General features: G+C 60.5%; 18 protein-coding genes and 1 pseudogene. 6 read left to right on the top strand and 13 right to left on the bottom strand.

The window, feature by feature from the left end; all coding sequences use genetic code 11:
- Nucleotides 1–2: 2 nt before the first annotated feature.
- From nqrE to ACP2AV_RS08225, 5 genes are read right to left on the bottom strand one after another with little or no spacing between them, the layout of a single operon-like run.
- Entirely contained in the window at nt 3–611 is a 609-nt protein-coding gene (nqrE, locus tag ACP2AV_RS08245) for an NADH:ubiquinone reductase (Na(+)-transporting) subunit E (protein ID WP_426372211.1), read from the bottom strand.
- A complete protein-coding gene (locus ACP2AV_RS08240; protein WP_426372210.1) occupies nt 611–1,264 on the bottom strand; it encodes an NADH:ubiquinone reductase (Na(+)-transporting) subunit D in 654 nt (217 codons plus the stop codon). Before ACP2AV_RS08240 ends, nqrE begins: the two co-directional genes overlap by 1 nt.
- On the bottom strand, nt 1,264–2,106 hold the full coding sequence (locus tag ACP2AV_RS08235) for a Na(+)-translocating NADH-quinone reductase subunit C (RefSeq protein WP_426372469.1): 843 nt from the start codon (nt 2,104–2,106) through the stop codon (nt 1,264–1,266). Before ACP2AV_RS08235 ends, ACP2AV_RS08240 begins: the two co-directional genes overlap by 1 nt.
- Nucleotides 2,107–2,161: 55 nt before the next feature.
- Nucleotides 2,162–3,361 carry an NADH:ubiquinone reductase (Na(+)-transporting) subunit B gene (locus ACP2AV_RS08230; RefSeq protein ID WP_426372209.1) on the bottom strand — a complete coding sequence of 400 codons (1,200 nt, stop codon included), beginning with the start codon at nt 3,359–3,361 and terminating at the stop codon, nt 2,162–2,164.
- Nucleotides 3,362–3,364: 3 nt separating this feature from the next.
- Nucleotides 3,365–4,723 (bottom strand): Na(+)-translocating NADH-quinone reductase subunit A, encoded by a 1,359-nt coding sequence (locus ACP2AV_RS08225; protein WP_426372208.1) that lies wholly within the window; start codon nt 4,721–4,723, stop codon nt 3,365–3,367.
- 206 nt (nt 4,724–4,929) lie between these two features.
- On the opposite strand from ACP2AV_RS08225, the gene ACP2AV_RS08220 reads away from it, so the two are divergent.
- Together ACP2AV_RS08220 and nqrM are read left to right on the top strand one after the other, a co-directional pair.
- Nucleotides 4,930–5,913, top strand: coding sequence for an FAD:protein FMN transferase (locus ACP2AV_RS08220; RefSeq protein ID WP_426372207.1), 984 nt, complete (start codon nt 4,930–4,932; stop codon nt 5,911–5,913).
- Between the two features lie 19 nt (nt 5,914–5,932).
- Nucleotides 5,933–6,169 carry a (Na+)-NQR maturation NqrM gene (gene nqrM / locus ACP2AV_RS08215; RefSeq protein WP_426372206.1) on the top strand — a complete coding sequence of 79 codons (237 nt, stop codon included), beginning with the start codon at nt 5,933–5,935 and terminating at the stop codon, nt 6,167–6,169.
- An 8-nt stretch (nt 6,170–6,177) separates the two neighbouring features.
- Here nqrM and ACP2AV_RS08210 read toward each other — a convergent pair whose 3' ends face one another.
- Complete coding sequence (locus ACP2AV_RS08210; RefSeq protein WP_426372205.1) at nt 6,178–6,363, bottom strand: hypothetical protein; 186 nt, start codon at nt 6,361–6,363, stop codon at nt 6,178–6,180.
- Between the two features lie 95 nt (nt 6,364–6,458).
- Between ACP2AV_RS08210 and ACP2AV_RS08205 the strand changes: the two genes are divergently transcribed.
- Nucleotides 6,459–6,980, top strand: coding sequence for a CBS domain-containing protein (locus ACP2AV_RS08205; protein WP_426372204.1), 522 nt, complete (start codon nt 6,459–6,461; stop codon nt 6,978–6,980).
- 255 nt (nt 6,981–7,235) lie between these two features.
- Here the strand turns inward: ACP2AV_RS08205 and ACP2AV_RS08200 are convergent, their stop codons facing one another.
- The 4 genes from ACP2AV_RS08200 to ACP2AV_RS08185 all read right to left on the bottom strand — a co-directional run bounded on the left by ACP2AV_RS08200 (nt 7,236) and on the right by ACP2AV_RS08185 (nt 10,677).
- Nucleotides 7,236–8,171: a zinc metalloprotease HtpX gene (locus tag ACP2AV_RS08200; RefSeq protein ID WP_426372203.1), complete on the bottom strand. Its 936-nt coding sequence runs from the start codon at nt 8,169–8,171 to the stop codon at nt 7,236–7,238.
- 225 nt (nt 8,172–8,396) lie between these two features.
- Nucleotides 8,397–9,371 carry a biotin synthase BioB gene (bioB, locus tag ACP2AV_RS08195; RefSeq protein WP_426372202.1) on the bottom strand — a complete coding sequence of 325 codons (975 nt, stop codon included), beginning with the start codon at nt 9,369–9,371 and terminating at the stop codon, nt 8,397–8,399.
- A complete protein-coding gene (locus tag ACP2AV_RS08190; protein ID WP_426372201.1) occupies nt 9,368–9,925 on the bottom strand; it encodes a biotin transporter BioY in 558 nt (185 codons plus the stop codon). The genes bioB and ACP2AV_RS08190 overlap by 4 nt, the downstream gene beginning before the upstream one ends.
- Nucleotides 9,926–10,008: 83 nt before the next feature.
- Nucleotides 10,009–10,677, bottom strand: a complete 669-nt coding sequence (locus tag ACP2AV_RS08185; protein ID WP_426372200.1) for a GntR family transcriptional regulator — start codon at nt 10,675–10,677, stop codon at nt 10,009–10,011.
- A gap of 557 nt (nt 10,678–11,234) precedes the next feature.
- On the opposite strand from ACP2AV_RS08185, the gene ACP2AV_RS08180 reads away from it, so the two are divergent.
- Nucleotides 11,235–11,363, top strand: a complete 129-nt coding sequence (locus ACP2AV_RS08180) for a hypothetical protein (protein ID WP_426372487.1) — start codon at nt 11,235–11,237, stop codon at nt 11,361–11,363.
- 76 nt (nt 11,364–11,439) lie between these two features.
- On the opposite strand, the pseudogene ACP2AV_RS08175 reads toward ACP2AV_RS08180, so the two are convergent.
- Nucleotides 11,440–11,613, bottom strand: a pseudogene (locus tag ACP2AV_RS08175) (IS3 family transposase); the annotation flags it as partial.
- A 251-nt stretch (nt 11,614–11,864) separates the two neighbouring features.
- On the opposite strand from ACP2AV_RS08175, the gene ACP2AV_RS08170 reads away from it, so the two are divergent.
- Entirely contained in the window at nt 11,865–12,437 is a 573-nt protein-coding gene (locus ACP2AV_RS08170) for a hypothetical protein (RefSeq protein ID WP_426372199.1), read from the top strand.
- On the top strand, nt 12,415–12,744 hold the full coding sequence (locus tag ACP2AV_RS08165; RefSeq protein WP_299793814.1) for a hypothetical protein: 330 nt from the start codon (nt 12,415–12,417) through the stop codon (nt 12,742–12,744). Before ACP2AV_RS08170 ends, ACP2AV_RS08165 begins: the two co-directional genes overlap by 23 nt.
- Nucleotides 12,745–12,830: 86 nt before the next feature.
- Here the strand turns inward: ACP2AV_RS08165 and ACP2AV_RS08160 are convergent, their stop codons facing one another.
- The gene (locus ACP2AV_RS08160; protein ID WP_426372198.1) at nt 12,831–13,970 is read right to left on the bottom strand and encodes an extracellular catalytic domain type 1 short-chain-length polyhydroxyalkanoate depolymerase; all 1,140 of its coding nucleotides are present in this window, start codon (nt 13,968–13,970) and stop codon (nt 12,831–12,833) included.
- Nucleotides 13,971–14,151: 181 nt separating this feature from the next.
- Nucleotides 14,152–15,189, bottom strand: coding sequence for a fatty acid desaturase (locus tag ACP2AV_RS08155; RefSeq protein ID WP_426372197.1), 1,038 nt, complete (start codon nt 15,187–15,189; stop codon nt 14,152–14,154).

Here is a 15,189-nt window from a genome sequence, read left to right as displayed (position 1 = left end):
GTTTACAGTTTGACGCCAGAGAAGGACATGAAGGCCATGGCCATCAGTCCGGCGCTTATGAATGTGATCCCAAGCCCTTGCAGGCCATCGGGAATGTCCGAATATTTCAGCTTTTCGCGCACACCGGCCATGGCGGTGATCGCCAAGGCCCAGCCCAGACCGGACGAGACTCCATAAACCGTGCTTTCCGCAAGGGCGTAGTTGCGTTCCACCATAAAGAGCGATCCGCCCAGGATCGCACAGTTCACCGTAATCAGCGGCAGGAACACACCAAGCGCGTTGTAAAGCGGCGGGAAGTACTTATCGAGCACCATTTCAAGGATTTGCACCATGGCCGCGATCACCCCGATATACGAGATGAGGCCAAGGAACGTCAGATCCACATCCGGAAACCCGGCCCATGCCAGCGCGCCGGGGGCCAGCAGGTAGGTCAGGATCAGGTTGTTGGCCGGGACCGTAATGGTCTGCACCAAGGTGACTGAAATGCCCAGACCGATCGCGGTCGAGATCTTCTTGGACACGGCCAGAAAGGTGCACATGCCCAGAAAGAACGCCAGCGCCATGTTTTCGACGAAGATGGCCTTTACGGCCAGCGACAGCAGCTCTTCCATCAGTGCGCCTCCACCGTTTGAATGCGGTACTCGCGTTCTTCGACCTGCTCGGGTTTCCAGGTCCGAAAGCCCCAGATCAACAGGCCGATGACGAAGAACGCCGATGGCGGCAGCAGCAGCAAACCGTTGGGCACGTACCAGCCGCCGTTGTTGACCGTGGGCAGGATCGTAAAGCCGAACAGGCTGCCCGAGCCGAACAGTTCGCGGATGAAGCCCACCAGCATCAGGATCAGCCCATAGCCCAGACCGTTGCCCACACCGTCCACAAAGCTGGCCAGGGGCGGGTTTTTCATCGCGAAGGCTTCCGCGCGCCCCATGACGATACAGTTGGTGATGATCAGCCCGACGAAGACCGACAGGGTTTTGGAAATCTCGTAGGCATATGCCTTGAGCACCTGATCAACCACGATCACGAGCGAGGCAATGATGATCATCTGCACGATGATCCGGATTGAACTCGGGATCTGGCTGCGCAGGACCGAAATGAACATCGAAGAAAACGCGGTCACCAGTGTTACCGCGATGGCCATCACCATCGCCACTTGCAGCGATGACGTGACGGCCAAGGCCGAACACACGCCCAGCACCTGCAAGGTGATCGGGTTGTTGTCGACCATCGGGTCGATCAGCATGCTGCGGTAGGTCTGTGCCATCAGATCTCTCCTGCGCGGACACGTTCAAGAAAGGGTTCAAAGCCCCGCTCGCTCATCCAGAAACGCACAAGGTTATCCACCCCGCGCGAGGTCAGCGTTGCGCCGGACAGGGCGTCGACGAAATACTCGCGCCCCTGCGGCGGCGGGGTCTTGGCCACCGTGATCGCAAGCTCGCCTTCGCCGTCTTCGGTGCGCAGTTTCTTGTCGCGCCACAGGGCTTTCCAGCGCGGATTATCCACTTCGGCGCCCAGTCCGGGGGTTTCGGCGTGTTCGTAGAACTGCAGCCCGTAGATCGTGTTACCGTCCTCTTCGATCGCGATAAAGCCGTAGAGTGTTGACCACAGGCCATAGCCGTAGACAGGCAGGATCACCTTGTCGAGCGCGCCCTGATCGTCGCGCAGCAGGTAGACGGTCACGTAGTTTGCCTGGCGCCGGATGCTGGCCGGGTCGTCGGTCAGTGGCGCCGACAGGGTCAGGTCATCTGCGGCGGCGCGGTCGTCAAATTCGAAGCGGTCGAATTGATCGGTGAATTCGCCGGTCGCCAGTTCAAGCACCTGCGGCTCGAACGCTTGGAACGCGTCTGCCACATCGATCCCGTCGCGGTAGAGCCCCGCAACCTGAACAATGTTCACTTGCTTGTCGAGCGCGGCATTGCGTTCCTGCAACGGGCGCAGCGATACGGCGGCAGCCGACACCACCATCGACGCGACCAGACACAGCCCAAGCGCGACAGTCACGGTTTTGGCCACGTTGTCCGGCGGGGTGTCGAGGAACCGGCGGATCGGTCCCTTGCGCGCGGCTTCGGCGTCAGACAAAGGCGCGTCACGGACGGGCGGGTTCATTTCGGGGGTGAACTGCGTTTCGCCGTCTTGGTCGATGCGGTTTTCGGTGTCCTCGTCAGGCATTGCGGCGGGCCCTCCTGCGGATATTTGCCTGCACAACGAAATAGTCGATGAGCGGGGCAAAGACGTTGCCGAACAGGATCGCCAACATCATGCCTTCGGGGAAAGCCGGGTTGATCACCCGGATCATCACCACCATGAACCCGATCAGCGCCCCATAGATGTAGCGGCCAAGGTTTGTGTGGGCGCCCGACACGGGTTCGGTCACCATAAAGACCAGCCCGAACGCGTAGCCCCCAATCACCAGATGCCAGTACCACGGCGTGGCGAAGGCGGGGTTGGTGTCCGAGCCGATTGTGTTCAGCAACAACGTAAAGGCGATCATCCCGCCCAGACAGCCGACGATCATGCGATAATTCGCGATCCGCGTGGCCAGCAGAAAGGCCAACCCGATCAGGCAGGCGATCGTGGATGTTTCCCCGAAACTGCCCTGGATGGTGCCGATGAACGCGTCCATCCAGGTAATGCCATAGGCGGGAAGGGCGGCAACGCCTTCGGCCGCCGTGACGGACAGTGCCGTCGCACCGGAAAACCCGTCGACCGGGGTCCATATCGTGTCGCCCGACATGTACGCAGGGTAGGCGAAATAGAGGAAGGCACGGCCCACCAGCGCGGGGTTGAGGAAGTTCTTGCCAGTGCCGCCAAACACCTCTTTGCCGATCACAACACCGAATGAAATGCCCAACGCGACCTGCCACAGCGGTGTGGATGCTGGCAAGATCAGGGTGTAGAGCATTGATGTTACAAGGAAACCTTCGTTCACCTCGTGGCGTCGGATCGTGGCGAACAGAACCTCCCACGCGCCGCCTACTGCCAGCGTCACGATGTAGATCGGCAGGAAATATAGCAGCCCGTGCGCCATGTTGGCCAAGGGGTTGGCCGCGTTGAACCCGATGCCGAGCCCTTCGATGATCGCAGCGCGCCAGCCGGCTGCGCCGTGCTCGGCGATGGCAAGGTTGGTCTGAAGCCCGGTATTGTACAGCCCGAACAGGATGCACGGGATCGTGGCAATCACGACATAGGTCATGATGCGTTTCATATCAATGTAAGACCGGGCGTGCGGCGCGGCGGTCGTCACGGCCTTGGGGGTGAACAGAAAGCTTTCGACCATCTCGTAGATGGGGAAGTAGCGTTCGAATTTGCCACCCTTGACGAAACTGGGTTCGATTCTGTCAAAGAAGCTGCGCAATCCCATGGCTCAGCCCTCTCTTTCGATCTTGGTCAGGCAATCGCGCAAGGCCATGCCGTATTCATATTTGGCCGGGCAGGCGAAACCGACCAGCCCAAGGTCTTCTTCATCCAGTTCCAGCACGCCAAGCGCTTGCGCCTGATCGGTGTCCATGACCAGCAGGGACCGCAGCAACTGAGTCGGCAGGTAATCCTGTGGCATCAGGGTCTCGAACGTGCCGATTGGCACCATGGCACGGCGTCCGCCGTTCAGGTTCGTCGTCAATTTGTGCAACTTGGTGGACAGGGCTGATCCCAGTACCGGCTGAACCGCATATTTCGACGGCATCGGCCTGATCCACCCCATCGGGATCTGCTTGTGATCCTCTTCCATAAGCGTGATCTGGCGCGCGTAACGGCCCAGATAGGCGCTTGGGCCTTCGCCCGCTCGTCCGCTCAAAACCGAACCCGACACCATCCGCATGGGCAAGTGGTCCGGGTTGTCGGTAGTGCAAAGATCGGTCATCGACGCGCCGGCCTGCGTGCGCACGATCCGCGGCGGGGACGCCAGCGGTCCGCTGATGGCAATGACGCGGGTGCTGTCCAGCTTGCCGGTCAACAGCAAACGTCCGATGGCGATCACGTCCTGATACCCGATGGTCCACACCGTTTTGTCGGCCGTGGGAGGCTCAAGAAAGTGAATGTGCGTTCCGGCCAGACCGGCCGGATGTGGCCCGCTGAAGGCCGCGGGTGTCACGCCGGGCAAATCAGAGCCGGGCAAGGTGACGCCCCCTGCATGGCACAGGTAGGTCGCGCCTTCGGACAAAAGCGTCGCCGCTTTCAGGCCTTCGACAAATGCTGCGGCTGCCTCGGCGATGATCGGGGCGGGGTCGGGCGCCAACGGCTCGGTATCCATCGCGGTGACAAAGATCGCCGCAGGGCGCGACGCGGGATCGGGCACTTTGGAATAAGGGCGCGTACGGAACGACGTCCACAGGCCCGCAGCGCACAGGCGGGTCGTCAGCCCTTCGGGCGTGGTCGCATCGCCGGTGGAAGAAAAATCGACAGGCGCAGCGGCGTTTTCGTCTACGGTGATTTCAACACTGATCAGCTTGCGCCGCGCGCCGCGATTGATGGCCTTGATCCGGCCGGAAACAGGGGCGGTGATCACCGCGTCTGGATTGTCCTTGTGGGCTAGAACCGGGGCGCCCGCGGCGACGGTATCGCCTTCTTGAACTGCCAGGCGTGGCTTGAGGCCGATATAGTCGTCCCCAAGAATGCCGACGGTCCGAACGTCAACGTTGTCGACAGGGCGGCTGGGATCAGCGGCGCCAGCGATCGGCAGGTCCAGACCTTTTTTTAATGAGAAGCTATGCACGTGACTCGCCATCCGTGGATTTTTTCACGTTATGCAATGCTGCGGCGGCAAACAAAACCGGGTGCGAGCGATTTTTTCACATATTTTGTGACTGAGACGCGGTTGCGGCCATTGTCGGGGGATTGTATGCAGCGCCTGTGCCTCTTTGGCGGCCCCAATCAACGGAGTTTTGCGCAGTGTCCGGCATTTCGACCCTCTCCCGGCGTTCTTTTCTCATCATGACGACGGCCGCTCTGGCCGCCTGCAAGCCCGATGGCGATGTGTTGCAATTCTCGGGTGCGACGATGGGCACACAGTATAACGTGGTGGCCATTGCGCCGGACAAGTCGCTGAACCAATCCCAAGTGTCGGCGGCGATCACCGATGCTTTGGCCCAGGTCAATCGCGAGATGTCGAACTGGGATGCGACGTCGGAATTGTCGCGTCTCAACGCGGCAGCAGCCGATGACGATGTCGCCCTGTCCCCCCATCTGGCCGAGGTTTTGAATGCGGCCGATGCGGTCCATCTGGCCAGTGAAGGGCGCTTTGACGTGACGGTCGGCCCGCTGATCGAACTGTGGGGGTTTGGCGCAGGCAATTCAGCGCCGCATGTTCCGACGGATGCCCAAATCGCTGACGTCATGGGCCGCACCGGCCAGTCGCAGGTACTGTCGGTTGGCGCAAGCAGCCTGCGCAAGCGCGACGCGGGTGCGGGCATTTATCTGGCCGCCATCGGCAAAGGACATGGCGTCGACCGGGTGGCTGGCGTGCTGCGCGGGTTCGGCCTGAGTGATTTTATGGTCGAGATTGGCGGCGATCTCTATACATCCGGGCGCAATGCCAACGGCACGCCGTGGCAGATCGGGATTGAAAGCCCGGTCGCCGGCGCGCGCGACGTGCACAGTGTCATCGATGTTTCTGGCCAAGGTATGGCGACCTCGGGCGACTATCGGAATTTCTTTGAAGTGGACGGCAAGCGGTTCTCGCATATCATTGATCCGACGACTGGCCGCCCGATTCTGCACAACACTGTTTCGGCCACCGTGCTGTCCGAGAACGCCATGCTGGCCGATGCTTGGGCGACGGCCATGTTGGTCCTTGGCCGCACGCGCGGGCTTGAGATCGCCGAGGCGCAGGGCCTTGCGGTGTCGTTCATCGATCGCAACGGGCCCGCGGGCTTTGTCACTGCTGCCAGTTCACAATTCCTGGCCAAACAGGCCTGATCCGCCGGGGGCGCGCCAAATGCAAACCGTTCTGCTTTCCTTTGTTCTGCTCTGCCTGGTCATCTTTGGGATGGCCGTTGGGGTGATCTTTTCGGGGCGCCGGATCAAGGGAAGTTGCGGCGGGTTGAACGCCATTGGGGACGCAGACCAGTGTCTTGTCTGCAAGAAAGAGATCGATCCAGATAGCCCGCTGCGCGAGCGGTTGGGCTGTCCGCGTGCCCGCAAGATTCTGGAAGCTGCCGAAAACGCCGGCTGACGCTTGCCTCAGTTGGCCGTTTCAATCGGTACGAATCCCAGGACCAGCAGGATCACTCCCGCCAAAATTCCAAATACCCACAATTGCCAACGCGGGCCTTCGGCCTTCCAGACCCGCCGATAGCGGTATCCGGCCAGACAGGCCACGACGAACAGGGCGGTCGCAACGGGCGGGGTCAGAACCAGATCGGTCACAGGTGGCGCATCTCTTTTTTGTTGTCGGCGGGCAGAGTGGTGCTAGGCTTTAGTCAAGTAACCACAGTGCAACAGACACGCAAGGAGGCAACGGCATGCCCGAATCCTATCGCCCCCATCTTCGCAAGGACGATGACAAGGACCGCTCCGCCAGCCAAAGTATGTCGACCAACACATCCCCGTCGACGGCCTTGGTATCGGACGCTTTGGCCAACAAGAATGCCACCATCATAACCATCCGCCCCCAGCAAACCCTGCACGAAGCGGTCGTATCGTTGCGCGATCACCGGATCGGGGCTTTGGTGGTGACCGACGCGAATGGTGGTCTGATGGGCATCTTGTCCGAACGCGATATTGTCCGGAAACTGGCAGAGACGCCGGGGCAAACCCTGCCGCACAAGGTGGAAGATGTGATGACCTCTCGGGTTGAGACCTGCACGGCAGATGAACCGTTGGTGACGGTCATGCGCCGCATGACCGAAGGGCGCTTTCGGCACATGCCGGTGGTGGATGGGCCATCGCTGATCGGGATTCTCACAATTGGCGATGTCGTGCACAACCGTTTGAAACAGCTAGAGCTTGAGGCGCTTCAGATCAAACAGCTGATCGTCGGCTGACACTGCCTTGGCATGGCACCTGCGATCGCATTGGCGTTGCGCCGATGCCGAGTTTTGCGCGCGCAGGGCATTGCGTGCGGGGGCAGCGCCGCGCGAAGGTCATCTTGGGCGATGGCGCCCAGTCCAATGTCCCATTAAGGCCGCAGCCATGTTGTCATCAGTAATGAATGCGCCGGCTTTGATTGGGCCAATAGTGGTTGCCTTGCAAAGGTTTGCGTATTTTTCGGCCATGGATCGCGGCGTGCATCCTGTGGTTCAACGATACACGCCCCAGGGACCAAAGCGCGGCTTGGAAACGCGCGTAGGGCGCGGGGCGGTCAGGGGGGTTGACGGTTTGATTGGCCGCTCGGGACCTGAAAGCGCCCGGAGTCGGCGCACCCGTTCTTGCGTGGGCGGATGTGTGCGCAAGAGCGAAGGTTCGGGGATGCGGCGGCCGGGTAGGAACATTTCTTCCCACATCCGCCCAACGCGGCGTTCAAGCTTGAGAAGCGCCGAAGCAAGGCCATCTGGATCGCCTGTCAGGTCCGCTCCGCCCCGATCGGCATCATATTCCCGCGTCCGCGACAGCGCGCGCTGGAAAAGCGCCATGATCGTGGGGGAAAAGATCAGAACAAGCGGCACCTGCCAGGGCACATAGGCCGCGCCGGCCAGAATGAGAGGCAAATTCAGGATCAGGATGATCTGCCCAATCCAAGACGCCAGGGAAACTGCTCGTGCCATGGCGTCCGCAAGTCCCATGATCCAAAGATCGCGGTTGGCGATATGAGAAATCTCATGCGCTAGCACCCCGGCCAGTTCGCGCTGGTTCATCAACTGCAAAAGGCCGTCGCTGATGCAAACCGCGCTTTCATCCGGGGACCCCAGAGCGAAGGCGTTGGGGATCTGGCTTGGGATGTAATAGAGTTCCGGCACACGCGCCAGCCCGGCGCGGCGCGTCAGTTCGGCCAGTATGGCCACGCCTTCCGGAAATTCGCGCCGACCAAGCCTGCGCGCGTCGTAGGCGTTCAGCAGAAGGCGTTTCGGGATTCCTGGCGACAGCAGCAATCCCATCATGGATCCAATCACGATGGCAATCGCCAGACTTTTGCCGACAATTGCAGACACAATTACCCAGGCGATGATCGCCATGCCCGCGAAAAGCAGGATGGATTGCAGCAGGTTCAAAAATTGGTGGCGCGGGGATACGGTCATGGAGTCTTGGGCTGTGGTGTGGCGCTACAACAATAAAGCGGCCCATCGCATGTAAGGTGTTTTTGCAAATTTGCCAGCCGTGATCATCAAGCCCGGACTTTTTGGCACGCCGGTGGACTGGGCGTGACCGCTCATCACGAAACGGGCAGTGCCCCGTGTTCAAGCACAAGCTCGCACACGGGGCACACTTTTTCTGCAGGATTCGGGCCCACAGACGGGCCGGGCCTATTCGGCGGCGACCTGCGCGCGCGCCTCAGCGGGGGCAACATGCATCCCCAGCCGTGTCAGCAGGTCTTGATCTTTCCACGCCGCCGGATTTCCGGTTGTCAGCAACTGGTCGCCGACAAAGATCGAATTTGCCCCCGCAAGAAAGCACAGCGCCTGCAGCTCGTCGCTCATTTCCGTGCGCCCGGCCGAAAGGCGCACCACCGATGCCGGCATCAGGATTCGCGCCAGCGCCACGATGCGCACCAGCGCGAACGGGTCGACGGCCCGCGCGCGTTCCTGCACGGGCACGCCTTCGATCTCGTTCCACAGGTTCACGGGTACGCTGTCGGGATGGGCAGGTAGCGTCGCCAGCGTTACCAACATTGCGATGCGATCGTCTTCTGTTTCGCCCATCCCCAGGATGCCGCCACAGCAGACTTTGATGCCGCCTTTGCGCACCTGCTCGACGGTGTCCAGCCGGTCTTCCATTGTCCGCGTGCTGGCGATTTGCGCGTAATAGTCGGGTGAGGTGTCGATGTTGTGGTTATAAAAATCCAGGCCCGCCGCTTTCAGTCGGGCGACTTGCGCAGGCGACAGCATGCCCAGCGTCATGCAGGTTTCCAGCCCGAGATCTGACACACCCCGCACAATATCGCAGAGCTGGTCCATGTCGCGATCCTTTGGGCTGCGCCAGGCTGCGCCCATGCAAAAGCGCTGCGCCCCTGACGACTTGGCGCGCTGCGCGGCGGCAAGAACGTCGTCGGTCGCCATCAGTTTCCCGGCCTTCACCCCGGTGTCGTGATGGGCCGATTGCGAGCAATAGCCGCAATCCTCGGGACAGCCGCCGGTCTTGATGCTGAGCAGGCTTGCGGTCTCGATCGCGGTAGGGTCGAAGTGCGCACGGTGCAGCGATTGCGCACGATACAGCAGGTCGGGAAAGGGCAGGGCGTGAATCGACCGTGCCTCGTCCATGGTCCAGTCGGTGCGGATCATTGTGCGCGGCCTTTCAGACGGGCCAGTCCTGTGACAAGACCAGTGGCCAGAACAATCTTGACCAGATCGCCAAGGATAAAGGGGGTCAGACCGGCAGCGATCAGTCCGGAAACCGGGACGAAGGCAGCCAGCCAGAGCAGGCCAAGAGCATAGACAACGCCAAGGCCGGCAAGCATCGCGAATGCCTGTGCGACCCAACCCCGGTTACGGGAAAGCCAGCCGACAACAAGCGTGGACACCAGATAACCGGCAAGGTAGCCACCGGTCGGCCCGGCAAGATAGGCCAGCCCGATGCCACGCGCGGGCGAATTGGAAAAGACCGGTAGACCCATCGCACCGGCTGCAAGATAGGCCGACATTGCTGCAAAGCCCAACCTTGGGCCCAGGGCGGCTGCCACGAAGAAAATCGCCAGCGTGTGCAGTGTCATCGGCACCGGCCAGAAGGGAATTTGCACCTTGGCGCCAAGCGTGATCAGTGCTGCGCCACAGAGCGCGATCCCCAAACCGCGCCAGAGCGCTGCGGGGCGTGTCAGGGACGGGTCGAGAAATGCCATGTGTCTGTCCTCCAAAGATAGGCGTCGAATCTATCCAAAATTAGAAGGACACGCCGGACCGCGACAATCAGGATTATAGATAATTAGCCGGAAATCTCGTAAGTCTCTCTTAAGTCGGCATTTTTGACCGCGGGTTTGCGCTTGCCGATCCAGCCGACATGGCGGGCCAGCGCGGCGCAGGCCAAGTCTGTCTGGCCTTTGCGCAGCGCCTCAAGGATGGCGCGGTGCGCGTGATCGGTGCGTGCCTCCCAATCGCGCCGCCAGGCGGCAAAGAGGAACCGGGCGCTGGCCGCTTGCAGGTCGTCGATGGTCCGCAGCAGCCGCGGCATCTGGCAAGGCGCCAGGATCATGCGGTGGAATTTCCGGTTTGCCGCCTCCCAGTCGCGCACGGTGCTGGCGCTGTCGCCATGGCGCGTAACCTCTTCTGCTTCCACAAGAATAGTGCGTGTGATGTTCGGGGCGGCGTGACGCAGCGCGAGGGATTCAAGACTTGCCCGCATTTCGGCCACCTCACGCAGTTCGGCGACGTCGAACTCGGTCACGCGAAAGCCGCGCCGCGGTTCACTCTCGGCAAGGCCCTGCATCTGAAGCTCGCGAAACGCCTCGCGCACGGGCACGTGACTGGTGCCAAACGCGGCGGCGATGTGGTCCTGGCGCAGGCGTGCGCCGGGTGGAATTTCACCCGAGATGATGCGGTCAGCCAGAATGCGCGCGATGCGCGCGGAATGGGTTTCTTGCGGGGTCTGTTTCATAATTTATAGATAATATGGGAGTTGACGCCTGTAAATGTGTCATCGGGGTAAACCGATGGCACGACGCGGTTTTGCGATTCTGCTCAGGCCGCCCGTTTTTCCGGCCTATCTACAGGGCGATGAAAAAATTACCGTGGGCCCGCGCCCCGGGGTCCAGATAGTCTTTTGGTTGCCGTGGCAGAGCTTGCAGGACTTCGATGACGCCGTTCGAGGAGACAGACATGCACGGCTGGTCGGCCATTGGGTAGGGTCGTGTCGGTTTTGAAAACCCGCGCCGCCGTGCCGCCAATTTCCTTGTCGGCGTTTTCGCTGCGGTGGGATTATAAGTCCTTTCGCACAGCCTAGTGTTCAATCCGTTGCGGCGCGCCGTTTGTCAAATATCTCGGCTTGATGTTAGTCCACATCGCGCGTCCGCGAGCCGCTTAACCGCCGCTGCCGTCCTTTCGGCTGCGCGTGTGTCGGGGCCCATGGTGCGGCGTGTTTGATACCTAGGAGTCCTTTCTGGTACATGGGGCCAGATCCAGCGTCGAATTCGGCGTATCTGGAACAGGATGAGCATGAACGAGACGGATATAAGGCGGCTACAAGTGGCTGGTAAAAATAAACTGGAAATTTCAGCGGCCTCGCGCCTGTCCGTTGCACCCATGATGGATGGAAGCGATTCTGCTGTATTTTCAGTCGATTAACGAGTGGCGTGTGCAGCACATGTTCATGTTGTGATCGCAGAATTTCGCAATGTATCGCGCTGCGTTCGGCCGACCGCTTCAGCTGATCCCGGCTCATCCCGCCGTACTGCCGACGCCACCAATAGTACGTCTGCTGCGTCATGCATACCTGGCGCACTGCCTCCGCGACGCTCAGGACCTGACCCTGCAGCACTTCAACCTGTCGCAGCTTCATAACGATGTCTTCCGGCTTCTCTCGCTTGCTAGCCATCTCCTGGTCCTCCAATCTGCGGGGCAAAGCTACGCCAGTTGGAGGACGACTTCAGTGGGAGCAATCCAGGAGGGCTTTCGTGCTTTTCTGACATGGGCTTCAGGCGGCATCGACGTCATGCGGTTGAACCCGAGGGCTTCACCGCCAAGACCCGCGTGCTCGATTCTGCCAAGACGGGTGGTGTCGAGATCGAGTAAATACGTGGTGTCTGGGCCGAGTTGCAGAACCGGGCGCTGGAGCGGGCAGGGGAGGTGGAGCGCGTCGATCACCGGTGGCTTGAGGCACAGCACGAGGCGGCGCTGGACCGGGAGGATCAACTCTCTGCCGAGGAACTGGATCGCGACCCCGAGCTGAAGCTGGGACCGGCGGCAAACTCCATGGAACGGCGGGCAAAGGCGATGGCCGAGCGACAGGGCCGGGAATATGTAGCGGTCACCGAGCGCGGCGCGCAGGCCGGGCCGGAGGATGTGCGCGAGCGGCTGGCGCGGGTTGTCGGACGATCAGAGGACTGGGACGACACGCCGAAGCCGGAAAGCCGCAACTATGCGCGCGAGCGTCTGAAAGAAAACATGGAGAAAGATGCGGGCCGCGATGGCCAGGCGGCGGTTCACAAGCTGGACGGTCACAGTGATCCCGAGCTTGGCGAGGAGACCGGGCGCGAGGAGCGCAAGCCGTCCGTGAACGAGCGGCTGAAGGACGTGCTGAACAAGCCGCGTGAAAAGCTGGAGATTGAGGACGAGCGCGACCAGGAAAAGGACCGAGGGGTCGAGAACGAGCGCGAAATCGACAGGGAGATCGACCGTGACCCCGGCCTCAGTCACTGATCTGCCGCCCGTCTTTGACGGGATCGAGACGGTGTGCTTCGACGCCTTCGGAACGCTTGTCGAAATCACGGACTGGCGGGGCGCGTTTGTGCTGTTGTTCCGGGCGCAATCGGGAAACAATCAGATTGAACTGAAGAACCAGCTGATGCGCGAGGACCGGGCCGTTTTCGATTGGCCCGATCTTCTCTCCGTCGAAGTCAGCCGTGTTATCATGGAGGGGGTTCACCGGTTGGTGTCTGTCGCAGGTTGCGCAACAGTCATGTCGACGTGGAGGTTTGTCCGGCCCTCTGGGGTGCTGGTCATTTGATCGCGAATGATCCTGGTCTCTCGAACCCAGCGGAGTAAAATTTTCGGTTTGATGACCTGCGGGCTTTGATTTTGTACGCACCGGTTTCAGACGGGTTGCGTAGCACGGCACTTCTTGGTGGTGCGGTGCCGCAGAAAGAACCGGACCATCTGCCGCGAGGCATCGGGGCCTTTGGGGTCGGTATAACTCCCCGCCGCATGACCACCTGACCAGGCGTGTCCGGCCCCATGAACGACCCACTGCTCGGTGCAGGGACGTCCCTTGCCTACACGATGTACCGTGCGGGTAAATTCACGGCCACCGCTTACGCGACCCGTTTTCACCGCCCGATCAAGATGGGCATAAGGCTCCAGCGCCCGGATGGCGATGAAGCGACTGTTGCGTGGGTTGACGACCTTGTCTGAATCACCGTGAAAAATAATGGTTGGCATCTGAACCTCGTGACGTCGGCCGGGGTTGCCGCTCTGCATCGCCATTGGCGCAGAGGCTGAATCATGCGCCGCGCCTACGGCCAGACCGGAATGAATACCAACCGCTGCAAAAATGTCGGGATAGGCCGTTGCAACAATCAGCGCCGCAGCCGCACCCGCCGACAGGCCCGCAACATAGACCTTGGCCGGATCGACATTCTGGACGGCAATGATATGGCGCGCCAAACCTGCGATCAGGGCCGGTTCTCCTGCGCCCCGTGCCTGATCGTCTTGCCTATACCAATTCCAGCATCGATAGTGATGGGCATCGCGTGCCTGAGCCGGATAAAGGACCAAGAAACCGAACTCCTCTGCCAGGGTGTTCATGCCGGTGCCGCGAGCAAAATCCACCGAAGATTGCCCGCACCCGTGCAGCATCACGATCAGTGGAAGTGGCCCCGGTGCCGATTTGGCGACGGCAGGTATGTAGAGCTTGTAGGAGCGGGTGCCAAATGCGCTCTCATACGTCCCACTTGGGAACGCCGCACCATGTGGAACAGTTTTCTTTAACCGGGATGTAGCAGGAGCACTCGATTTGGCGTTGGCGCGGGTTGAGCCCCTTTTGCCTGCGGCTTTCCGCGTGACGGCGGACGGTTTCGTGGCCTTGGCGGCAGGTTTTGCTTTCTTTGTGCCCTTGCGTTTCGCAGGTTTCGTAGGGGCAAGCATTGCGCCCCATACATCGGTCACCGCTGAAACGGTTGCGCGGCGGAGCTTTCTTGTCGCCTTTGCGCGGGTACGCCTGAACGGATCGAACATTTGACCTCAAATCTGATGGGGAATAGAGACGGAAGTCCCTCGTCGAGACCCAAGCCGCGAGAAAAACGGAAGCCTATCTTTTCTGGCCTTGGATAGGCTTGTCGCACCTTGCCAAGGTTTATGCAGTCCTGGTTTCGCAGGCTCTCATAGACCATTTTTTCCAACTATCCTGCGCAAAGTATCACGCGGCAATTGTCCGCGCGTCCGAGAACGACAGCAGCGTGCGACTCTGTTCATCCCAGAGGTGAAGTCGGGCACAGCGGAAGCTGTCCAAAAGCGTAAGACGCTGGGACTGTGCCAGGATATCGTGATCCCGGATCACCTCGCTCAGGCGGTAGAAGGGAATGCGACTGGCAAGGTGATGCACATGATGGACGCCGATATTTGCAGTGATCCAACGCAGAACGACAGGCAGGTCATAGTGTGAACTTCCGTTGAAGGCCGCATCGCGCAAGTCCCAGCTCGCCTCGTGATCCCAGACGGTGTCTTCAAACTGATGCTGGACGTAGAACAGCCACATACCGACACTTGCGGCCAGGAACATGGTCGGCAGGAACACGAACAGCAAGACGTCCCAACCACCCTGCCAAGCGATCGATCCGAGTGTGGCGCCAATGGCGACGTTGGTTGCCAGGGCACTGATCCAGTAGCGCCAGCCTGATCGCATCAGATCAAACGGAAGCCGCTGGCGCAGAAAGAAGATGTAGAACGGAACGACACCGAACAGGAAAACCGGATTGCGGATCAGACGATACGCGGCCCTGCCTATCCACTTCCTTTCCCGATATTCCCGGATTGTCAAAGTGGGTATGTCGCCGACACCTCTGTCGTCGAGATTGCCGGTCGTCGCGTGGTGGATCGAGTGGGTTTTCCGCCAGACGTCATAGGGCGTCAGCGTCAAGACCCCTATGAACCGACCAAGCCAGTCGCTTAGCCGACGGTTCGCAAAGAACGCTCCATGGCCGCAATCGTGCTGGATGATGAAAAGGCGGACGAGGAAGGCGGCATTTCCGAAGGCAATGGCCAACGCCAGCCAGGCGCTGATTGTCAGCGACCACCAGGCCAGCGCCCAAAGCGCCACGAAAGGGACAAGGGTCACGGTCAGCTCAAAAATGCTGCGGGAGAGGATCGGTTCGCGATATCTGATCAGAATCCGTGCCCAATCGGAGGTATGCAATTCGAGTCCTTTCCTTTGGAATGTCAGAAGTGCAGCAGACAA

This window comes from Aliiroseovarius sp. PTFE2010 (assembly GCF_049943335.1).
Lineage (GTDB): Bacteria > Pseudomonadota > Alphaproteobacteria > Rhodobacterales > Rhodobacteraceae > JBNFVY01.
This window is presented reverse-complemented; position numbering and strand designations above follow the sequence as displayed.

What these genes read in the sequence shown, in the direction of transcription:
- ACP2AV_RS08160 (WP_426372198.1), bottom strand. Translation starts at nt 13,970, where the DNA reads ATGTTCGATCCGTTCAGGCGTACCCGCGCAAAGGCGACAAGAAAGCTC.
- bioB (WP_426372202.1), bottom strand. Translation starts at nt 9,371, where the DNA reads ATGATCCGCACCGACTGGACCATGGACGAGGCACGGTCGATTCACGCC.
- ACP2AV_RS08240 (WP_426372210.1), bottom strand. Translation starts at nt 1,264, where the DNA reads ATGGCACAGACCTACCGCAGCATGCTGATCGACCCGATGGTCGACAAC.
- ACP2AV_RS08220 (WP_426372207.1), top strand. Translation starts at nt 4,930, where the DNA reads ATGACGACGGCCGCTCTGGCCGCCTGCAAGCCCGATGGCGATGTGTTG.
- ACP2AV_RS08200 (WP_426372203.1), bottom strand. Translation starts at nt 8,171, where the DNA reads ATGACCGTATCCCCGCGCCACCAATTTTTGAACCTGCTGCAATCCATC.
- ACP2AV_RS08185 (WP_426372200.1), bottom strand. Translation starts at nt 10,677, where the DNA reads ATGAAACAGACCCCGCAAGAAACCCATTCCGCGCGCATCGCGCGCATT.
- nqrE (WP_426372211.1), bottom strand. Translation starts at nt 611, where the DNA reads ATGGAAGAGCTGCTGTCGCTGGCCGTAAAGGCCATCTTCGTCGAAAAC.
- ACP2AV_RS08190 (WP_426372201.1), bottom strand. Translation starts at nt 9,925, where the DNA reads ATGGCATTTCTCGACCCGTCCCTGACACGCCCCGCAGCGCTCTGGCGC.
- ACP2AV_RS08235 (WP_426372469.1), bottom strand. Translation starts at nt 2,106, where the DNA reads ATGAACCCGCCCGTCCGTGACGCGCCTTTGTCTGACGCCGAAGCCGCG.
- ACP2AV_RS08180 (WP_426372487.1), top strand. Translation starts at nt 11,235, where the DNA reads ATGAACGAGACGGATATAAGGCGGCTACAAGTGGCTGGTAAAAATAAA.
- ACP2AV_RS08205 (WP_426372204.1), top strand. Translation starts at nt 6,459, where the DNA reads ATGCCCGAATCCTATCGCCCCCATCTTCGCAAGGACGATGACAAGGAC.
- nqrM (WP_426372206.1), top strand. Translation starts at nt 5,933, where the DNA reads ATGCAAACCGTTCTGCTTTCCTTTGTTCTGCTCTGCCTGGTCATCTTT.
- ACP2AV_RS08225 (WP_426372208.1), bottom strand. Translation starts at nt 4,723, where the DNA reads ATGGCGAGTCACGTGCATAGCTTCTCATTAAAAAAAGGTCTGGACCTG.
- ACP2AV_RS08230 (WP_426372209.1), bottom strand. Translation starts at nt 3,361, where the DNA reads ATGGGATTGCGCAGCTTCTTTGACAGAATCGAACCCAGTTTCGTCAAG.